The sequence below is a fragment of the Ruminiclostridium hungatei genome (genome assembly GCF_002051585.1).
Taxonomy (GTDB): Bacteria; Bacillota; Clostridia; order Acetivibrionales; family DSM-1351; genus Ruminiclostridium; species Ruminiclostridium hungatei.
In genome coordinates this window covers 43,002-61,862 of the sequence record NZ_MZGX01000028.1, presented here as the reverse complement: position 1 = coordinate 61,862, position 18,861 = coordinate 43,002, and the positions used below count along the sequence as shown (strand labels likewise).

The 18,861-nt window shown below is 41.6% G+C and carries 22 protein-coding genes; 19 read left to right on the top strand and 3 right to left on the bottom strand.

The annotated features are described in order from the left end of the window. Positions 1 to 18 precede the first annotated feature (18 nt). From CLHUN_RS18175 to CLHUN_RS18125, 11 genes are all read left to right on the top strand, one after another. The gene (locus tag CLHUN_RS18175; protein WP_080066047.1) at positions 19 to 810 is read left to right on the top strand and encodes a methionine ABC transporter ATP-binding protein; all 792 of its coding nucleotides are present in this window, start codon (positions 19 to 21) and stop codon (positions 808 to 810) included. Then, positions 807 to 1,517: a methionine ABC transporter permease gene (locus tag CLHUN_RS18170; protein WP_080066046.1), complete on the top strand. Its 711-nt coding sequence runs from the start codon at positions 807 to 809 to the stop codon at positions 1,515 to 1,517. The genes CLHUN_RS18175 and CLHUN_RS18170 overlap by 4 nt, the downstream gene beginning before the upstream one ends. Before the next feature lie 111 nt (positions 1,518 to 1,628). Next, on the top strand, positions 1,629 to 2,474 hold the full coding sequence (locus CLHUN_RS18165; RefSeq protein WP_080066045.1) for a MetQ/NlpA family ABC transporter substrate-binding protein: 846 nt from the start codon (positions 1,629 to 1,631) through the stop codon (positions 2,472 to 2,474). A gap of 11 nt (positions 2,475 to 2,485) precedes the next feature. Beyond that, positions 2,486 to 2,818 (top strand): NifB/NifX family molybdenum-iron cluster-binding protein, encoded by a 333-nt coding sequence (locus CLHUN_RS18160; RefSeq protein WP_080066044.1) that lies wholly within the window; start codon positions 2,486 to 2,488, stop codon positions 2,816 to 2,818. A 4-nt stretch (positions 2,819 to 2,822) separates the two neighbouring features. Further along, complete coding sequence (locus CLHUN_RS18155; RefSeq protein WP_080066043.1) at positions 2,823 to 4,007, top strand: trans-sulfuration enzyme family protein; 1,185 nt, start codon at positions 2,823 to 2,825, stop codon at positions 4,005 to 4,007. Between the two features lie 51 nt (positions 4,008 to 4,058). Next, entirely contained in the window at positions 4,059 to 4,967 is a 909-nt protein-coding gene (locus CLHUN_RS18150; protein ID WP_080066042.1) for a PLP-dependent cysteine synthase family protein, read from the top strand. A 72-nt stretch (positions 4,968 to 5,039) separates the two neighbouring features. Next, positions 5,040 to 6,365 carry an O-acetylhomoserine aminocarboxypropyltransferase/cysteine synthase family protein gene (locus tag CLHUN_RS18145; RefSeq protein ID WP_080066041.1) on the top strand — a complete coding sequence of 442 codons (1,326 nt, stop codon included), beginning with the start codon at positions 5,040 to 5,042 and terminating at the stop codon, positions 6,363 to 6,365. Positions 6,366 to 6,464: 99 nt separating this feature from the next. Continuing rightward, positions 6,465 to 7,496 (top strand): sulfite exporter TauE/SafE family protein, encoded by a 1,032-nt coding sequence (locus CLHUN_RS18140; protein ID WP_242656557.1) that lies wholly within the window; start codon positions 6,465 to 6,467, stop codon positions 7,494 to 7,496. Between the two features lie 10 nt (positions 7,497 to 7,506). Then, positions 7,507 to 8,151, top strand: a complete 645-nt coding sequence (locus CLHUN_RS18135) for a hypothetical protein (protein WP_080066040.1) — start codon at positions 7,507 to 7,509, stop codon at positions 8,149 to 8,151. Positions 8,152 to 8,370: 219 nt separating this feature from the next. After that, positions 8,371 to 8,784, top strand: coding sequence for a toll/interleukin-1 receptor domain-containing protein (locus CLHUN_RS18130; RefSeq protein ID WP_080066039.1), 414 nt, complete (start codon positions 8,371 to 8,373; stop codon positions 8,782 to 8,784). Positions 8,785 to 8,828: 44 nt separating this feature from the next. Then, positions 8,829 to 9,275: a DUF4231 domain-containing protein gene (locus tag CLHUN_RS18125; RefSeq protein ID WP_080066038.1), complete on the top strand. Its 447-nt coding sequence runs from the start codon at positions 8,829 to 8,831 to the stop codon at positions 9,273 to 9,275. 4 nt (positions 9,276 to 9,279) lie between these two features. On the opposite strand, the gene CLHUN_RS18120 is transcribed toward CLHUN_RS18125, so the two are convergent. After that, positions 9,280 to 9,558, bottom strand: coding sequence for a hypothetical protein (locus CLHUN_RS18120; protein WP_080066037.1), 279 nt, complete (start codon positions 9,556 to 9,558; stop codon positions 9,280 to 9,282). Between the two features lie 567 nt (positions 9,559 to 10,125). Between CLHUN_RS18120 and CLHUN_RS22175 the strand changes: the two genes are divergently transcribed. The 6 genes from CLHUN_RS22175 to ylqF all read left to right on the top strand — a co-directional run bounded on the left by CLHUN_RS22175 (position 10,126) and on the right by ylqF (position 14,410). Further along, positions 10,126 to 10,275, top strand: a complete 150-nt coding sequence (locus tag CLHUN_RS22175) for a hypothetical protein (protein ID WP_165755795.1) — start codon at positions 10,126 to 10,128, stop codon at positions 10,273 to 10,275. After that, positions 10,275 to 11,333, top strand: a complete 1,059-nt coding sequence (rsgA, locus tag CLHUN_RS18115) for a ribosome small subunit-dependent GTPase A (RefSeq protein WP_242656556.1) — start codon at positions 10,275 to 10,277, stop codon at positions 11,331 to 11,333. Before CLHUN_RS22175 ends, rsgA begins: the two co-directional genes overlap by 1 nt. Positions 11,334 to 11,445: 112 nt before the next feature. After that, positions 11,446 to 11,976, top strand: coding sequence for a dCTP deaminase (dcd, locus tag CLHUN_RS18110; protein ID WP_080066036.1), 531 nt, complete (start codon positions 11,446 to 11,448; stop codon positions 11,974 to 11,976). Between the two features lie 176 nt (positions 11,977 to 12,152). Next, a complete protein-coding gene (rplS, locus tag CLHUN_RS18105) occupies positions 12,153 to 12,503 on the top strand; it encodes a 50S ribosomal protein L19 (RefSeq protein WP_080066035.1) in 351 nt (116 codons plus the stop codon). A 235-nt stretch (positions 12,504 to 12,738) separates the two neighbouring features. Continuing rightward, positions 12,739 to 13,410 carry a signal peptidase I gene (gene lepB / locus CLHUN_RS18100; RefSeq protein WP_080066034.1) on the top strand — a complete coding sequence of 224 codons (672 nt, stop codon included), beginning with the start codon at positions 12,739 to 12,741 and terminating at the stop codon, positions 13,408 to 13,410. Between the two features lie 112 nt (positions 13,411 to 13,522). Next, positions 13,523 to 14,410 (top strand): ribosome biogenesis GTPase YlqF, encoded by an 888-nt coding sequence (gene ylqF, locus CLHUN_RS18095; RefSeq protein WP_080066033.1) that lies wholly within the window; start codon positions 13,523 to 13,525, stop codon positions 14,408 to 14,410. Between the two features lie 90 nt (positions 14,411 to 14,500). On the opposite strand, the gene CLHUN_RS18090 is transcribed toward ylqF, so the two are convergent. Beyond that, positions 14,501 to 16,009, bottom strand: coding sequence for an ABC transporter substrate-binding protein (locus CLHUN_RS18090; RefSeq protein WP_165755794.1), 1,509 nt, complete (start codon positions 16,007 to 16,009; stop codon positions 14,501 to 14,503). 219 nt (positions 16,010 to 16,228) lie between these two features. On the opposite strand from CLHUN_RS18090, the gene rnhB reads away from it, so the two are divergent. Next, the gene (gene rnhB / locus CLHUN_RS18085; RefSeq protein WP_080066031.1) at positions 16,229 to 16,816 is read left to right on the top strand and encodes a ribonuclease HII; all 588 of its coding nucleotides are present in this window, start codon (positions 16,229 to 16,231) and stop codon (positions 16,814 to 16,816) included. An 83-nt stretch (positions 16,817 to 16,899) separates the two neighbouring features. Here the strand turns inward: rnhB and CLHUN_RS18080 are convergent, their stop codons facing one another. After that, complete coding sequence (locus CLHUN_RS18080; protein ID WP_080066030.1) at positions 16,900 to 17,652, bottom strand: hypothetical protein; 753 nt, start codon at positions 17,650 to 17,652, stop codon at positions 16,900 to 16,902. 529 nt (positions 17,653 to 18,181) lie between these two features. Between CLHUN_RS18080 and CLHUN_RS18075 the strand changes: the two genes are divergently transcribed. Further along, positions 18,182 to 18,805, top strand: coding sequence for a flavin reductase (locus CLHUN_RS18075; RefSeq protein WP_080066029.1), 624 nt, complete (start codon positions 18,182 to 18,184; stop codon positions 18,803 to 18,805). Positions 18,806 to 18,861 lie beyond the last annotated feature (56 nt).

The window sequence follows — 18,861 nt, the reverse complement described above, 5'->3', positions numbered from 1 at the left end:
ACTTTGGCGGAGGTCGGCATGGAGAGCGGTTTTATAATTGTAGAGGATTTGCATAAATCCTTCAGAAATGCAGATGGGGATGTGGAAGTACTAAAGGGTATCAATCTGAAGCTGGACAGGGGTGATATTTTTGGAGTAGTAGGCTTCAGCGGGGCAGGCAAATCCACACTCATAAGATGCCTCAATGGTCTGGAAACTCCTGATAGAGGCAGTGTCCGCATTGGTGAAAATGAGATTACAAATACATCAAAAAAGGCGTTGAACCACTATAGAAAAAAGATAGGTATGATTTTTCAGAATTTTAATCTTTTTGATTCCAGAACCGTGTTTGGCAATGTTGCCTATCCCCTTGAAATAGCAGGCTATGACAAAAAGAAAATAAGAAACAGAGTTGAAGAGCTGCTGGAACTTGTAGAGTTAAGCCAGAAGGTAAACTGCCATATGGGGCAGCTCAGCGGAGGTCAGAAGCAAAGAGTGGGTATTGCAAGAGCCCTTGCAAACCATCCCCAGGTATTGCTCAGTGATGAGGCAACCTCCGCACTTGACCCTCAAACAACCCTTTCGGTGCTGGACCTTTTAAAGGATATAAACAGGAAGCTTGGTCTTACAATAATACTTATAACTCATGAGCTTGACGTTATAAAATACTCCTGTAAAAATATGGCGGTGCTTGAAAATGGAATCATAGTAGAACGAGGAAGTGTTCGGGAAATATTCCAAAACCCAGGGAGTGATACAGCCAGGCTTTTTGTAAAAATAAATGCGGAATTTGCTGCAAATCAATGGGTAAATGAGGGGGAGTATATTTGAATCTTAATAACAGCAGCTTTGTCGAAGTGATTAAAAGTGCTTTTGGACGTGAGGTGTGGGCTATTATTGCTCCGGCAATAATAGATACTCTTTACATGACCTTTGTTACCACAATATTCACTCTTATCCTGGGTCTTATCCTGGGAGTTGTACTTGTATTGACCCATAAGCAGGGAATACATCCGCTGCCTGTATTCAACAGGGTACTGGGTGCAATTGTAAATGTGCTGAGGTCTCTCCCTTCCATGATTTTAATTATACTTACCCTGCCCATGTCGAGACTTGTCATTGGAAGGGCATATGGCCCGGAAGCATGTATATTCGCCCTTGTGGCAAGTTGTGTGCCCATGTTTGGAAGACTTGTTGAAAGCAGTATCCTTGAGGTTTCAAAAGGTAAAATTGAGGCGGCAAAGGCCATGGGTACTCCAAATCACAAGATTGTACTCAAGGTGCTTATACCCGAAGCCCTGCCTTCCCTGATACGGGCTTTCACAGTTTCAATTATTGCCGTTATAGCAACTACGGCTTTGGCAGGTACCTTCGGGGCCGGGGGGCTGGGAGACGTGGCGGTGAGATTTGGTTATTCCAGATTCAAAACCGATATTCTCATAGCCGCTGTGCTTGTACTTATAATCCTGGTTCAAATGGTTCAGTTTATTGGGGATGCGCTGTCAAGACATATTTTGAAAAAAAGATTCCTTGTATGAAGCAGGGAAAAAATTTTTAACATTTAAACATAGTAAACATATAGTAATAATATAGTATTGGCAGGCAATTAAATAAAGTATTACAAATAATAACCTGAAAGGATGACCAATATGAAAAGAGCAATAATTGCTTTAATCGGAGCAGTGGCATTAATTGCCGTGCTGTCGGCAGGCTGCGGAAAAACCGGTGGCTCAGAGGACGGCAGCAGGTCTCTGGCACAGACCTTTTCAAAGGATAAGCCTGTAACGCTGAAGGTGTTGGCTGACCAGGTACCCCATGCCGAGCTTCTGAATTTTGTGAAGCCTGAACTTGCCTCTCTTGGGGTAAATCTGGATATAACAATTCTGCAGAATGATCACGGCAATGAAGATACGGATAATGGTGAATTTGATGTGAACTTTTTTCAGCACCAGCCATATCTTGATTCGGTCAGCAAGGAAAAAGGCTATGATCTTGCCAATGCCGGAAATATTCATGTAGAGCCCATAGGTTTGTATTCCGCAAAATACAGGACCCGGGAAGAATTGCCGGAGAATGCGGTTATTGGCATTCCCAATGATGTTACAAACGAGTACAGGGCTCTGAAAATTCTGGAGCAAAACGGATTTATTAAATTAAAGGCAGATTTGCCCGAACATGCCGCCACCATAAAGGATATAGCCGAATATACCAGAAAAATAGAGCTGAAGGAAATTGATTCGGCCCAACTGATAAGGCTGAAGGAGGATTTCGACGGATACATAACCAACACCAATAAAATCCTTGAGGCAGGTATTGATGCCAATTCCGCACTATTCAGGGAGGGAAAGGATTCTCCTTATGCAAATATACTTGTCACAAAAAGCAGCAGAGTAAATGAACCTGCCATAGTGGCTTTGAAGAATGCGCTTACCACCCCGGAAGTACGCAAATTTATTGAAGACAAGTATAAGGGTGCAGTAATACCGGCTTTCTAGGAGGTGGCACAATGAGTCAAAGAATAGCAATTGCAAGCAGCGACGGAAAAAATATTGATTTGCATTTTGCAAGAGCCACAAGCTTTTACATATATGAAATAGATCAAAAGGCTTTTAAATTTATTGAAATCAGAAAACCGTCTGCTGCCAACAGCCATGATGAAAGTGAGTTTGCCAGGACTTTAAAGCTTATAGAGGATTGCAGTTCTATAATTGTAAACCGGATTGGAAGAGGTGCTCTGGCATTTATACAGGCAAAGGGCATCAGGATTTTTGAAGCATCCTATCCAATAGATGTGGTTTTAAAAAAGTTAATTGATAAAAAAATTATTCAGGAGGGTTAAGATTATGGAAAATGAAATGATAACCGAACCAGACCTGCAAAGGATTTTTAACACCCTGCTCATACATGGCGGTATTGACGGGGATGAAAAAACGGGAGCGGTAAGTGTGCCGGTATATCTGACCTCTACTTACAGGCAGATTGAATTGGGACAGCACAAGGGCTATGAATATTCAAGAACCGGCAATCCCACAAGAGAAGCATTGGAAGTACTTATAAAGGAACTTGAGAGAGGTGCGGCAGGCTTTGCCTTTGCTTCCGGAATGGCAGCTATTACAGCAGTCCTGCTTCTGTTTAAAAGCGGTGACAGGGTTATCATTTCAAATAATGTATACGGAGGAACCTATAGAGTTCTGGACAAGGTTTTCAAAAGGTTCGGTCTGGAGTATGAAATTGCAGATACCTCAAATATCCAGGAGGTGGAAAGTAAATTTAACGGAGAAATTGCAGCCGTTATAGTTGAAAGCCCCGCAAATCCATTACTTACAATAACAGATATCCGGAAGATTTCTCAGATAGCTAAAAAGAACGGGGCTCTTACCATAGTGGACAATACATTTATGACACCATATCTGCAAAGGCCGCTGGAACTTGGGGCCGATATAGTAATACACAGTGCCACAAAATATATTGGAGGTCACAGTGATGTCATAGCAGGACTTGTGGTTACAGGTGACACTGAAATTGCAAACCGGCTTCAATTTCTGCAAAATGCCACAGGGGGAGTTCTGCCTCCCTTCGATTCCTGGCTGCTTTTAAGGGGTCTGAAGACCTTGTCTGTGAGGATGGATAGGCATATTGAAAATGCCGTATATGTAGCTGAATTTCTTAAAGAACATGATGGGGTTACCAGAATTTTTTTCCCCGGCATTGAGGATTCCATTGGTTATAACATTCATAAAAAGCAGGCAAAGGGCCCGGGTGCAATGATCTCCTTTATTTTATCCCAGGAGTATGATATCAGGATATTTTTCCAGAACGTAAAGCTTATTTCCCTTGGAGAAAGCCTTGGAGGAGTGGAATCTCTTGTAAGTCATCCCGCCAGTATGACCCATGCTTCAATACCCCCGGAAATAAGGCGGAAAGTTGGGATTGACGACAACCTGATCCGCCTGTCTGTGGGAATAGAGGATAAGGAAGCAATAGTTGATGATCTCAAATATGCCTTCAGCAAGGCAAGAAAAAAGTGATGGATGTGAGCATCCATATTTAGCTTTGTTAAGACTTAGGGAGATAATATTATGAGATTTTTTAATGATATCCGAGAATTAATCGGAAATACGCCAATATTGAAGCTTAATAATATGGGGATAAAGGAAACTGTTCAGCTTTTTGCCAAGCTGGAGCTTTTAAATCCCGGAGGCAGTGTAAAAGACAGAATGGGTACGGCACTGGTGGAGGATGCCGAAAGAAAAGGACTTCTTTCGGCAGGCACAACCATTTTGGAAGCCACGGCAGGAAATGCAGGAATCGGTATTGCCCTCGCAGCTTTGAACAAAGGCTATAGAGTGGTATTTGCCGTCCCTGAAAAATTTTCTCTGGAAAAGCAGGTAATAATGAAAGCTCTAGGGGCGGAAATAATCCATACTCCACTGGAAAAAGGCATGAGCGGAGCTTTTGAAAAAGTGCAGGAGCTGCTTTCAGCTATTGATAATTCCATATGCCTGAGCCAGTTCACCAATATGGCCAATCCAAAGATACATTATGAGACAACCGGACCGGAAATTTTCAGGGACCTGGATGGAAAAATTGACTATGTGGTTGCAGGGGCAGGCAGTGGAGGTACTATTTCAGGAGTCCTGAAATACTTAAAGGAAAGAAACCCGCATGTCAAGGGAATTCTGGCCGACCCGGTGGGCTCAACCATGGGCGGAGGACTGCCGGGCTGCTACAGCATAGAAGGCATAGGAAACACTTTCATGCCTGAAACCATGGACAATTCATTAATTGACGAAGTGATTAAGGTCAATGATTTTCAAGCCTTGCAGGAGGTTAAGCTGCTGGCAGGGAAAGAGGGTGTGCTTGCGGGAACCTCCTCGGGTGCTGCGCTGTATGCGGCAAGGGTCATAGCTGAAAGAGTCGAAGTGGCAAATATTGTGGTGCTCCTTCCTGACCGGGGTGACCGGTATATCAGCAAAAACATTTACTAGTACGACATCTGATTTCATACTTGCCGGCGGTTAAGTGAATCATAAAATTAATTAAATGAGAGAGGTGTATTTATGGCGTTCTCAGACTTAGGTTTTGATACCTTGAAGGTAAGAGCAGGTTATGACCCGAAGGAACACAATTATTCAGTTGCAGTGCCGGTTTATCAGACGGCTTCCTTTGATTTGGGTGATACTGACAGAGCGGCAAGATTGTTCAGCTTTTCAGAATTCGGTTACCTGTATACCAGAGTGGGAAATCCTACGGTGGATGTACTGGAAAAAAGAGTGGCGGCTCTTGACGGAGCCGCTTCGGCAATAGCAGTGGGCTCCGGTATGGCTGCAGTGACTTATTCCTTGTTCAATGTTGCCGAAGGCGGCGGAAGAATCCTGACAACGGCTCAGGTTTATGGAGGTACCTTTGACAGCTTTAAAAAAATCTATCCAAACTTCAATATAGAAATTGACCAGGTGGAGGATATTGATGACCTTGAGCAGTGGCGCAGCAAAATCAGACCTGATACAAAGGCTCTTTTTGTTGAAAGCATAAGCAATCCCAATGCAGCCATTGCAGATTTGGAAGCACTGGCCGCAATTGCACATGAGCACGATATACCCCTTATAGTTGATAATACCTTTGCAACCCCATACCTTTTAAATCCTATTAAATACGGAGCGGACATAGTTATCTACTCCGCCACAAAGGCTCTGAACGGGCATGGAAATGCAATTGCCGGACTGGTGCTTGAAAGTGGCAGGTTCAATTGGGGCAACGGCAAGTTCCCGCAATTTACAGCCCCTGTATATATGCTCAGGGATGCACAGGGAAGGGGAAGAAGCTTTATAGAAGCCTTCGGGAATGCTGCCTTTACCACAAGAATCCGCATTAATTATTTGGCTTATTTTGGGGCGGCGCTGGGCCCCTTTGATGCATATCTTGCCCTGCTGGGCCTTGAAACTCTTTCCGAGCGGGTTCAAAAGCAGGTTTCAAATACTGAGAAAATAATCAGATATCTGGAAGCAAAAAAGGAGGTGGCCTGGGTGCTGCATCCCCACGCTAAAGACAGCAAATACGGAAAGCTGGCTCAGAAGTATTTCCCAAAAGGCGCGGGTTCCGTATTCACCTTTGGCTTAAGGGCTTCGGAAGAACAAATAAAAACTTTTATTGATTCTGCAAAAATCTTCAGCTACCACGCAAATGTGGGAGACGCCCGATCTCTGATTATAAATGCGCCCAAAACCACTCACGGAGAGCTGACTGCCGACGAGCAATTGCTGGCGAAAATCTCTCCGGAAACTATCCGGCTTTCAATAGGACTTGAGGATGCCAAGGATTTGATAGAGGATTTGGAAAGGGCGTTTGCCGGAGCATTTCAAAGCAGCTCTGAGGAGGTTGCCTGAAATGAGCCCATGGGAGCACGGAGCACTGGACTATTACCTTTAAAAGCATCACTTAAAAGCATCACTTAAAAGCACCACTAAAGACAGGGGGGAGAAGAATTGGAACATTTGACACATATAACAGGCTTCCTGACAAGGCTGTTTTCGCTGGAATACCTCCCTGTGCTGGGAGACAGGGCAAGTCTTGGATTACTGTTCCTGTTTGGCCTGCTTACAGCCTTTCACTGCATTGGAATGTGCGGCGGCCTTGTTTTATCCGGCAGTATGAGCGGTAAGGGGATTTCACACAATGCAGCCTATAATGCCGGAAGGGTGTTATCCTACTCAATAATCGGCGGGCTGGCAGGGGGAATAGGCCACGTATTCAGCCCCCACGGCATATGGAAAGGTATAGTTCCTCTTTTGGGAGGAATTTTTATGATACTGCTGTCAATCAAAATGCTGAATGTTTTTCCTGTACTACGAAGGCTTAATATAAGCTTACCCTCTTCCATTGCCAAAAAAGTCTTTACAGGCAGATACAGAAGCAAATTAATAATCGGTTTATTAAGCGGTCTTATGCCTTGCGGTCCCCTTCAGATGGTACAGCTTTATGCCCTGGGAACAAAAAGTGTATTATCAGGTGCAGTTTCGTCCTTTGTTTTTGCACTGGGAACAGTTCCCCTGGTATTTGCTTTTGGGGTTGTCAACTCTGCATTATTCAAAAAACACTCAAAAATCATAACTGTTATAAGCGCTGTAGTCATTCTTATTCTGGGTTTTAACATGTCAGGCAGGGGCTTGGCCCTGGCGGGCATTGATTTGGGCCTACCTTTTGGAGGACAGTCCAAGTATGAATATACCTCGGCTCCCGGAATTACGGCGGAAGTTCAACTGATAGATTCGGAAATAAAAGCATATGAATACCCGGTTATTGTAGTTAAAAAAGGTATAAAGGTACGCTGGAACCTGAGGGCAGCAGCAGAAGAACTTAATGAATGCAATAACGAAATAATTATTCCCGACCTGAAAATCGAAAAGAAAATCCTTCCCGGTGACAATGTGATAGAGTTTATTCCTGAGAAAGCAGGAGATATTGTCTACACCTGCTGGATGGGCATGATAAAAAGTAAAATAAAGGTTATTGATTAAGGAGGTTATTATGAAAGCCATAAAAATAATTGTAATTTTGGTTTTGCTGCTGTCGCTGGCATTCACTAACGTCATACTGGCAGAAGCCGCCAGTGCAGACCGGACGCAAACCACCGCAAATAAAAAAGTTGCAGGCTATATATATAAAGGAATAATAAAAGTAAAAAATAATAAGTACGGAATAGAAACAATCAGTAAGGATGGAACAAAAAAATATATGGTATTTGATACAACCGGTCAGAAGGCAGCTAAGAGTCTCATTTCAGCCGGTAAGCTAAAGCTCGGTGAAGCTGTCAGTGTAAACGGCAACATAAAAAACAATACTGTTCAGGTAATATCTATAACCAGGCTTCCATCAAAGGAGCAGACCTATACTGGTTGGCTGGGTGACTCGGATTGCAGTCCAAAGCTTGAGAATCCGTCTGAAATGGGTGCAGCCTGCCTGAATTGCCCCCATTGTGAAAGCAGCGGTTATGGTTTGTCCGTGAAGCAGAAGGATGGGAGCTACAAATATTATAAATTTGACGCATATGGACATAAATTGGCCAAGGAAAAGATAATCCCTGCTTCAACCTCCAAGAAAGTTCCTGAAATAACCGTTACAGGTTTCCTTGAGGGCAATGTGCTGAAAGTAAGCTCAATCAAATTAAAATAATATGTATGCACTTGATTTTTTATTTAAAGTGACAACTTTCATCAGTCTTCCCGTCTCCGGTTATACGGCCGACGAAACCTATGAATAAATATTATTTATATATGTATTCATAGGTTTCGTTGCATATTTGCCGGTTAAAACCTTTTAATCAGGCATGTATTAGAGGGTACAAGCATAAAATATATTGATGACTCTCAGCGTAAATGGGTGAGGCTTTGAATGATCAATATATTTTTATCCTGCAGCAGCAAGGACTATGATTTTATTAAGAGCATTATCAGCCATATGAGATTACTGCCTGATAAATACAGGCTGATTTTTTACATGCAGCCTTATAACATAAATACCTCCATGGATTTTATACTGGACAGGTTGAGAGAGTCGGACTTATTTGTGCTTTTTATATCCAGAAACTCACTGGAAAGTGAATTTGTGCGGCTTGAACTTGACGAAGCAATAAGGCTGCTTATGAACAGCAAAATAAAAGAAATCCTTCCCGTAGTAATAGATGAAAGCATAAATGTGAATGAAGATTTAAGGATTCCCAGGGCAATAGTTGCCAGGAAGGTGTTCTATTCAAACAATCCCGGGAAGGTAGTCAAAATGCTGGAGGAACAGATTTTAAAATACTGAGACGGAAAAGTGGGCTTTAGGGGGAACAGATTGGTGAACAGATTATGGAAGACATAAAAGAGAATGATAGAAATGCAGAAAACTATCTCAATGGAAATCTGGATTACTATGACGAGAAATCCGTACTTAACAAAAAACGCTACACCACGCTGGTGGTGCTGGACATAATCCTGTCTGCGCTGATACCCTTTACAACTTTGTTTATTGACACATTTTCGGCAGCTAAATACATTGTGGCCCTCATGGGGTCGATTATAACCGTAGTATCCGCATTTAATGCCACCTTTGGCTATCACAAGCTCTGGATTGAGTACAGGATGGTGGCTGAAGCATTAAAGCACCAGAAGGATTTGTATATTAACAGTTGCAATCCTTATAACTGCCAGAACAAGGGAGAAATTCTCATAAGCATAGTAAACTCAATACTGGAAAAGGAAAACAGCAACTGGAGAAGTACCGAGCTCAGCATGATTAAGCCGGATAAAACCTGAGCAGCTATATATTGGCCGGGGAATAGGTTTTCAGAAAGATTTCCCTTTTGCAGGGATATCTTTCTCCGTCAACGCCGGTTATGATATAGTCGCCTTTATTGATATAATGCTTTCCTTCAAGAGTATAAATATATGGTATTTTATTTAAATCTGCAGGATTTTCATAATGCTCTGAGTCAAGGCCGGAATTAACAGCAATATCCAGTTCGTCAAAGCCGTCTTCCATACCGGTACTATATTCTATTGCCTCAACCGGTATAGGATTTTTAATATATTTTCCCAAATTTATGCCACCTCTTTTAAATATTATTGAACAACGAATTTAAATTTATACAATCATCCGGCTATTCATATCATAATATGTAAAATACAGGTAACATGTTATTGACAGAGGCTTTAAAAATACCTTATAATTATATAGGTTGTAAATAAATTTAACGAAAGGAGTTGTTGGTATATGTCTTTAAAATTGATTGTTGAGGTGGCTCTTTGCTAATTTAATATTGGCACAGCCTGCAAAGAAAGCTTTTTAGCGTACTTTGCTGCAGTGCAGCTTCTTTCGAGCAACTAAATGGTGAATGCAATTAAAAGCATCAGTATTGATCTGGAGCAGGTTATTTTTGTTTCCGGATTTTATTATTGAGTGGATGTGCACGCGGAGTTGGCGTGTTTTTTTATTTGTCTTTTTCTTCCGCAGGTGGTCGTATCTGCGGAATTTTTATGCCCTTTTTGGGCTTGTGCTCCGGATAAATGATGTTTTTGCTTACCAGGTGGAATGCTAATAGCAACGAGCCCGGATTATTCCTGCAGTTTATTGTAAATGTGCATATGGCACAGAATGGAGGCTATTATGACTAAAAAGAAAAGTACCTTTGATTATATGAGAGAAGTACGCGGAAGCTGGGTTATTAATCCCAGAACAAGAATTCAGGAAAACAACCTGAAAAACAAAAAGAAAAGAAGACAGTCGGAAAAGAAATTTATAAAGGATGATTATTGATGATAAATTTAAAAGATTATGGATGGAATGATTATTTTGAAGGAGAATGGAACAGAAAGGCTGACGAGGGCATGTTCCCCGGGCGTATTATTGCCGACTTCGGACAGCAGCTCAGAATTGCCACCGGCAAAGGTGAGTTGTCTGCCGGCAGACCCATAGCCAGGGGGGATGACAGCATGCAGCTTGCAGTGGGAGACTGGGTGGCACTGGAAAGCAGTTTACAGGGAACGGGTGTTGTCATAAGGTTTGTACTGGAGAGAAGGACAAAATTTTCAAGAGCTGCCGCGGGAATTGAAGTAAAAGAGCAGGTTGTAGCGGCAAATGCAGATACGGTCTTTCTGATACAATCCTTGAACAGGGATTTTAATTTAAGGAGGCTTGAACGGTATCTGATTGCCGCCTGGGACAGCGGAGCCCTGCCGGTGGTGGTGCTCACCAAGGCGGACTGCTGCGAGGATGCCGCTGAAAAAACCAGTCTGGTATATGCTGCTGCGCCGGGTGTAGAGGTTTTTGCCATAAGCTCTGTGACAGGTCAGGGTATTGAAGAAATCAGAAAATATCTGCTGCCTGGAAAAACAGTTGCACTTCTGGGTTCCTCAGGAGTTGGAAAGTCCACCCTGGTGAACCGGCTGGCGGGAGAGGAGCTCTTAAAAACACAGTCGATACGGCAGGACGACAGCAAGGGCAGACATACCACCACACACAGAGAACTGGTGCTTTTGCCGGGAGGAGGCCTTTTACTTGATACCCCCGGGATGCGGATGCTCTCCCTGTGGGAAACTGATACAGGTATGGATATCATGTTCGGAGACATTGAACAGCTTGTTGAAAGCTGCAGGTTCCATGACTGCAGGCATGAAAATGAGCCGGGCTGCGCTGTTGTTGAGGCACTTGCTTCCGGAAAGCTGGAGAAAAAAAGGTGGGAAAGCTGGCAAAAGCTCCAGAAGGAGCTGGCACATCTGGAAGCTAAAAGAAACGGAAAGCTGCGACTTCAGGAAAAGCAATGGGGGCGTCAGATAGCAAAAATCCAGAAGGAACATTCAAAAGGAAGGTTTTAAAATATTCTCACAATACTCCATTAGTGATATACTTAAAAGTACCGGTTTTAAGATGGGCTGCAGACCGGAGTATTATACGATTATCGCTTATTTGAATACTGGGGGGATACAAATGATTTTATCAGGCAAGGAAATACGGAAAAAATTGGACAGGGAAATTTTTATAGATCCGTTCAACCCGGAGCAGTTGAATCCGAACAGCTATAATTTAAGGCTGCACAATGAATTATTGGTTTATGAGGATACACTTCTTGACATGAAAAAGGAAAACAAGGCAAAAAGCCTGGTAATTCCTGAAGAAGGTCTCATACTTGAACCCAATAAGCTCTATCTGGGCAGGACAAAGGAATATACAAGGACGGTAAATCATGTGCCGATGCTGGAGGGCAGATCCTCCATCGGAAGACTGGGCTTGTTCATCCATGTAACGGCAGGATTTGGTGATGTGGGTTTTTCAGGCTATTGGACTCTTGAGATTTACTGCATTCAGCCTATAAAGGTGTATCCCGGCATTGAAATCTGTCAGATTTATTACCACTCCATTGAAGGGGAATATGATAAATACAGCAGCGGAAAGTATCAGAACAACACAGGGATACAACCCAGCCTGCTGTACAAGGATTTTGAAAAGAAACAGCTCTGAGGCTTATAAAAATTATACTTTACAGCAGGTTTGTTGTTGTGTTATAATATTCTGCGTGTGTAATACGGATGGTCCTCTGCACAGGAAATGACTTCACTTTATTGAGTTGTCATTTACGTTGAACAATAGTTTCATTGGATGCACGAACGTCTAGGAGAGGAAGGAGGAAATCAAGAATGGATATATTGAAATCAATTGAAAATGAACAGATAAGAACTGACCTTCCGAAATTGGAAATTGGTGATTTTATTAAGGTTCATGCAAAGATCAAGGAAGGAACCAGGGAAAGAATCCAGGTTTTCGAAGGTACTGTTATAGCATTGAAGGGTTCCGGTTTAAAGGAAACTTTCACTGTAAGAAGAGTATCTTATGGTGTTGGAGTTGAAAGAATATTCCCTGTTAACTCACCAAGAATCGATCATATCGATGTAGTAAGAAAAGGTGTTGTCAGAAGGGCTAAACTTTACTATCTCCGCGACAGAGTTGGTAAGGCTGCAAAAGTTAAGGAAAGACTTCAAACGAAATAAGTCATACGTGTCCTTTAAGGGCACACAACAAAAAAACCTAGAGGCTTCGGTCTCTAGGTTTTTAGTTTGCAGCAGCCTGCCCATGCATAGCCGGCAGAACCGTGAAAGGTGTTGCCAATAGTGTCAAATAAATGTAATTTGTATAATTATAAATAATTATATATAATAGAAACGGCTTGAGTAATTATTTTATTGGCTTAAATCTTAACAAAATTGATAATGAGGTGATTTTCCTATGGATGGTCAGAACTTTGAGGACAGCAAAGAAAAGATATTGGATGAGGGCAAGGAAAAGCAGGTTTTAAATAAAGAAACAAAAAAGAAAAGTTCCGTAAAAAAGGAAATTTTTGAATGGTGTCTTGTAATTGTTGCTGCAATTATTATTTCAATGCTGATAAAGGCCTTTGGTTTTTCAACCTATAAGGTCAATATGGTATCTATGGAAAGCACTCTTTTTGAAGGTCACAATGTTATAGTATACAAGACGGGATACTTTTTCAGCCAGCCGAAACACGGGGATATTATAGTATTTATGCATGAAGAAGGTCAATTCCAGGGAGTTTTCAAATACCTGCCCATAAGAAATCCCGGTGAGGTGGACTATATAAAGAGAGTTATAGGCCTTCCCGGGGATCAGATAGATATAAGAGAAGGTTATGTTTACAGAAAAGCTGCCGGTGAAGCAGAGTTCAAGAAACTGGATGAAACCTATGTCAAGACTCAGGGTGTTACGGATTCACATGGCATGGAGCTTCCTTTTACCGTTCCGGAGGACAAGATATTTGTAATGGGGGATAACCGTGAGCAAAGCCTGGATTCCAGACAGATAGGGCCTATTGACAGGGATGCCGTTATTGGAAGGGCTGTGGTGAGAATCTGGCCGTTGTCAAAAATGGGCGGTTTATAAGAGGGGCATGTATCATGTATAAGGCTTTATAATTTAATAAATAACTGCAATAGTAACAGATAATGTTTATAATCCAACTGTAAAAGCTGCAGTTGATACTAAGGAGAATTTAATGAATATTCAATGGTTTCCCGGCCATATGGCAAAAACCAGAAGACTTATAGCTGAAAATTTAAAGCTTGTAGATGTAATAATAGAACTGCTGGATGCAAGAATTCCTTTCAGCAGCAGAAATCCCGAAATCAATTCCCTGGTGAACAACAAGCCGCGGCTTGTGGCTTTTAATAAATCAGACCTTGCGGACGAACAGATATCAAAACACTGGGTGCAGTGGTATGCCAGTCAGGGCATAAGATGTATCCTCATAAATTCTATTAACGGCAAAGGTTTGAATGAGGTAAAGAGCAGAGCCAGGGAACTTATGTCTGAAAAGATTGAAAGAGACAGAGCAAAAGGCAAGCTTTTCACACCTGTAAGAACCATGGTGGTAGGTATACCCAATGTGGGAAAATCCTCTTTCATAAACAAAATCGTAGGCAAAGCTACTGCTGTTACAGGTGACAGACCCGGTGTAACAAGAGGGAAGCAGTGGATAAGAATAAACTCTGAAATGGAGCTGCTGGATACTCCGGGAATATTGTGGCCGAAGTTTGAAGATCTGGAAGTGGGAATGAACCTGGCTTTTACCGGGGCAATAAAGGACGACATAATGGATATCAGCGAGGTTGCAATGGAACTGCTGGTAAGGCTCTCAAGAGCATATCCGGCAGAATTGTGCACCAGGTTCAAGCTTGAGCCTGACAGTATCATCAGTATGGAGCCTTTGGAGCTGCTGGAGACTGTGGCAAGAAAAAGAGGCTGTATTGTTTCAAAGGGGCAGATTGACTATTCCAGGATATCTGCAATAGTTCTGGATGAATTCCGTGGAGGAAAAATTGGACGAATAACGCTGGAAAGGCCCGGAGACAGGGAAGACACCCTGACCGGCACTCCCACATAAATAAAAAGTAAAGCCTCATCACAGGTTGATTTTATGATAAAATTACCTGTGATGAGGCTTTTTTAGTTGAAGCTTATATTTCTATCTTCCCTATCTTCCGTTTTTTACAAACCTGTCCACCTGTAGTTGCATTTCAGTAAATATTTTCTGAACACCGCCTTTTTTCAGTTCGGTATTCATTTTGTTCAAATTTTCAGTGGGGTTGACTTTGCCTATGCACAGGTCATTGATATATTTGTCTGTTATGGAATATGTCTTTGTTATTTCCGCAGCTACCGGCTGTGAATCGAAAGTAAAGCCTGCCAGAGGCGATGCAACTGCATTTTTTACATTGTCCTTCAAAATTGCCACGGCCTTTGAGGTATATCCCGGAAGGGGATAGGTAATAGTCTGGTTACCGAACACCCAGGGTGAACCGGGATTATACTTTTCCATACCTCTGGATGTTTGTGAAATAGAATTGGTACCCGTTTTTTTATAATGAATTTCCTCAACTCCATAGTTGATCAAGTTTGAAAGCTTGGGATCGGTATTCACCAGCTCCAGCAGCATCAAAGCCCTTTCGGGATTTTTGCACATGGCCGATATTGCATGCATGGCACCTGAGACGCTTTCGGTGGTGATAGAAGGCTTGTTAAGTATTACAGGAACCATATCAATACTATAACTATTCAAAAATTCCTCCGATTTTGTGGGAGTGATACTGGAATACATGGCAAAAATTTTTGATTTATTATTATCATAATAATTTTGTGTCGCTTCTGCCGACTTTGGAATATAACCGGCTTTATACCATTTATTCATCATTGTGAAGAGCGCTTTTGCATCACCGGTTTCATATAAATTTACTACCGCAGTGCTTTTCCCGTCCCTTTTTACCGCTGCCGGTGAATTATATAAGAGCCTGTCATAATTTAATGTGTTGATTATAGTCCCGGAGAGGTAGGAATCAAAGGGATAGAAGCCTGCGATACCGGATTCGCTTGCTTTGATTTTTTTCAAGTAAGGTTCCATATCCTGAAGCTTTGTAATTTTAGCTGTATCAATTTTGTACTTTTCCACCAGCTTTTTGTTTAATAATATTCCATAGCTGTTAACAATATTGTAGTTATAAACCGGTAAAGCATATATTCTTCCATTTACCCCGGCACTCTTTAATATCTTGTCTCCCAGCAGTGCCTTGGTTTTCGGGGCATATTTATCCAGCATGCCGGTCAAGTCCTTATATACATTCATTTCAGACATTTTTCTATAGTTGGTGGTCCAGCTTGAGGTGAAATTAATATCATACTGCTCTCCGGCAGCAATATATATGTTCATCCTCTGGTCAAATTCCCCCCAGGAGAAGGTTGTAATATCAAGCACTGCATTTATTTTATCCTTAAGATATTTGTTTATGGAGCTTTCTACCAATTTTTTATCTGCCTGATCTCCCAGTCCAATGACGATCCATTTCAATTTGACCTGCTTCGAGATATCAACGGTCTGTGCCGCATCAACTGCCTCCAGACTCATAAGGCCTGATAAAAATATGAGACAGGTTAAAACTCCGGTAATCAATTTAAGACCTAGGGACTTCAGTGAGTATTTTTTTATCATTTGGATATAGACCTCCATATTTTTAATAAACGAATTATATTAATTATAACATAATTACCTTTTTTGACCATATGGCAACCGGTATAGTTTCAATAATATTTTGAAACTTCAGCTTGGATTGACTAACTGGCAGTAATTTAATATTATATATTTATTACTCTTGTAGAGTTGTGTTTTAAGCACTTAAAATTAAGAATTAAGGACTGTGAGGGGGTAGCTGTGATTTTAGAATGCGGAGTTGACGAAGTTGGCCGCGGCAGTTGTATTTCAGGAGTATGGGTTGCAGCATGCATACTTGATCCTGAACGCCCAATAGAGGGCTTGAAGGATTCAAAGAAATTATCACCCAGAAAAAGAGAAGAACTTGCTGAAAAAATCAAGGAAAAGGCTCTTTGCTGGAGTATTGGAAAGACCAGCCTGGAGGAAGTTGAGGAACTGAATGTGCACTTTGCAACCTTACTGGCAATGAAGCGTGCTGTGGAAGGGTTACATATACGGCCTGACAAGGTTTTTGTGGATGGGATACATGCACCTGATATCAATATTCCGGTAGAGACGGTGGTCAAGGGGGATGATCTCATTCCTTCCATAAGTGCCGCTTCGATTCTTGCAAAGGTGGAACGGGACAGTGTAATGCTCCAATATCATGACCGATATCCCCAGTATAATTTTCAAAAGAACAAGGGTTATCTGACAAAGGAACATATGCTGGCGCTAAGTGAATATGGACCTTGTCCTGCCCATAGAAAAACTTATGAGCCCATACGGAAATTATTGGAAAAGCAAAATGAGGCTGTCAGCGGCTGAAGAGCCAACCACCTTCCAAGGCGATTGGCTCTTCATTGAAATTTCAGTTTATTGTTTTAAACCAACAGTTGAATATAACAAGCTTATTTGTTTATATAAACTTTTGCAGAATCTCCTTTAGCTGCTGTCAAAGGATAGTACGTAATATATGCCAAATCATTGGCAGAAGCAGCTGTAAAGGCCTTTACCACAGTAGTTGACTCGCCGGCCTTCAAGGTTGCCTTGGTTTTTCCGGAGGTAAGGATTGCATCTCCCAGATAATTGTCATTCTTATCCATAAGGCGTATGTCGCCATAGGATTTAAAGTCTACAGCGGAGCTTGATCTGTTTGTAATATCCATTGACACCAGGAAGTACTTTTTGCCATCTGCAGCGGTTTTAGCTTCAATCTTTACACCTGTGAACTTTACCCAGGTTGACTTCTTATTGGCATCATATGCGACGCTTACAAGCTTTGAATCTGTAGAAACACTATTTGAAACATTTGAGTTTGACGAAGTATTTCCGCCTGAAGAATTCATGTCTTCCGTAGGAGTAGCATCAATTCCGCTTGTTATTGCTATGGTTCCGTTTCCTTTGCTTACATATGCAGCTTCAGCTCCCAATGCATTTGCAAAAGCGGTAGCGGGAACGTATGTAACACCATTATATACTATTGGATACAATCTGTTGCCCTTGCTGTCTTTTGGCTGAAAAGCCTCACCATCAACTGTAATTGCAAGCACTTTGTTCAGTGCAGCTTTTATTGCGGTGGATGCGGTAGCCGCGCCTGCTCCCAGTGAAAATACTACGATAGCAGATGTAATCGTTAATAGCAATCTTTTTGTGTTCTTCATTAAAAGTACTCCTTGTCTTAGGATAGATTTAAACATACCATAATATGGGTGTTTATTACCTAAAAATATACATTAAAATCTATTAAAAGTCAATTTGGTACAAAATTCGACACGCATAAATAGAACAATATACCTGCTTGTTAAATTAACCTGTAGTGCCAGTTGATAAAGTCTTTAAGAGACAAGTTTGCAAGTCCCGGGGGGACGACTTTAAAGAAATGCGCAGTATGATTAAAAGCATGCTGCGACGGCTGAAAAAGCATGCTGGAAGGTATGCAATTTCGCCAAAGCGTTATATACAAGCATTTATTTGAAGCTCGTCCGGGAGTGAGTAGAATTTTCTGACTGTTACCACATTTTTAATCAGCACTACAGGTTAAATTATTACATTATACCTTTATTACTAAAGAGTTTGTTTTATGTATAAAGAAATCTGGCCTTTGTCCGATACATAGATTAAGCTTTGAAAAATTTATATGATTTATTGGTTTTTGAGGTAACAAAGGCTAAAAGAAAAAGGAGATTATACATGGATTCAAAATCACTTTACAAGATCAGCTACGGTTTATACCTTATTTCAGCTTCCTACAACGGAAAGCAGAACGGATGCATCTCCAACACTATAACCCAGGTTTCGGCAAGTCCCGCAAAGCTTACGGCGGCATTGTCAAAAAATAATTATACTACTGAAATCATAAAGAATTCCGGACGCTTTACAGCAACAGTCATCAGTCAGGCGGTTGACATGAATGTTATTGCAGAATTCGGCTTCAAATCCGGAAGAGAAGGGGATAAATTTGAGAAGTTCAACCCCAGACTTGACGATTCCGGTGTCAAATATCTGGCAGAAGACATGTGCGCAAGATTTAGCTGCAAGGTACTTGAAGCTGTAGATGTGGGCAGCCATTATCTCTTTATAGGTCAGGTGGAGGAAGCAGAAATATTGTCTGACATTCCGGTTATGACTTATGAATACTATCATCAGACAAAGAAGGGTACCACACCGGCAAATGCACCCTCCTACCAGCCTGAAAACAAAAAGTCAGGTTACAGATGCACCGTTTGCGGCTACATTGAAGAAAAAGACAATTTGCCCGAGGGTTATGTTTGTCCCATATGCTCAAATGGTACCGACTATTTTGAAAAAATATAGTACCTGTATAAGAACTTATGTAATTATATATTCTTTACTATTATGAGCTTGTTGAT

Excerpts from the sequence above, each read along its gene's own strand:
- CLHUN_RS18150 (WP_080066042.1), top strand. The coding sequence starts at position 4,059 with ATGAGATTTTTTAATGATATCCGAGAATTAATCGGAAATACGCCAATA.
- CLHUN_RS18075 (WP_080066029.1), top strand. The coding sequence starts at position 18,182 with ATGGATTCAAAATCACTTTACAAGATCAGCTACGGTTTATACCTTATT.
- CLHUN_RS18160 (WP_080066044.1), top strand. The coding sequence starts at position 2,486 with ATGAGTCAAAGAATAGCAATTGCAAGCAGCGACGGAAAAAATATTGAT.
- CLHUN_RS18155 (WP_080066043.1), top strand. The coding sequence starts at position 2,823 with ATGGAAAATGAAATGATAACCGAACCAGACCTGCAAAGGATTTTTAAC.
- CLHUN_RS18175 (WP_080066047.1), top strand. The coding sequence starts at position 19 with ATGGAGAGCGGTTTTATAATTGTAGAGGATTTGCATAAATCCTTCAGA.
- CLHUN_RS18080 (WP_080066030.1), bottom strand. The coding sequence starts at position 17,652 with ATGAAGAACACAAAAAGATTGCTATTAACGATTACATCTGCTATCGTA.
- CLHUN_RS18145 (WP_080066041.1), top strand. The coding sequence starts at position 5,040 with ATGGCGTTCTCAGACTTAGGTTTTGATACCTTGAAGGTAAGAGCAGGT.
- CLHUN_RS18090 (WP_165755794.1), bottom strand. The coding sequence starts at position 16,009 with ATGATAAAAAAATACTCACTGAAGTCCCTAGGTCTTAAATTGATTACC.
- CLHUN_RS18165 (WP_080066045.1), top strand. The coding sequence starts at position 1,629 with ATGAAAAGAGCAATAATTGCTTTAATCGGAGCAGTGGCATTAATTGCC.
- CLHUN_RS18125 (WP_080066038.1), top strand. The coding sequence starts at position 8,829 with ATGGAAGACATAAAAGAGAATGATAGAAATGCAGAAAACTATCTCAAT.
- CLHUN_RS18130 (WP_080066039.1), top strand. The coding sequence starts at position 8,371 with ATGATCAATATATTTTTATCCTGCAGCAGCAAGGACTATGATTTTATT.
- ylqF (WP_080066033.1), top strand. The coding sequence starts at position 13,523 with ATGAATATTCAATGGTTTCCCGGCCATATGGCAAAAACCAGAAGACTT.
- rsgA (WP_242656556.1), top strand. The coding sequence starts at position 10,275 with ATGATAAATTTAAAAGATTATGGATGGAATGATTATTTTGAAGGAGAA.
- rplS (WP_080066035.1), top strand. The coding sequence starts at position 12,153 with ATGGATATATTGAAATCAATTGAAAATGAACAGATAAGAACTGACCTT.
- CLHUN_RS18135 (WP_080066040.1), top strand. The coding sequence starts at position 7,507 with ATGAAAGCCATAAAAATAATTGTAATTTTGGTTTTGCTGCTGTCGCTG.
- dcd (WP_080066036.1), top strand. The coding sequence starts at position 11,446 with ATGATTTTATCAGGCAAGGAAATACGGAAAAAATTGGACAGGGAAATT.
- lepB (WP_080066034.1), top strand. The coding sequence starts at position 12,739 with ATGGATGGTCAGAACTTTGAGGACAGCAAAGAAAAGATATTGGATGAG.
- CLHUN_RS22175 (WP_165755795.1), top strand. The coding sequence starts at position 10,126 with ATGACTAAAAAGAAAAGTACCTTTGATTATATGAGAGAAGTACGCGGA.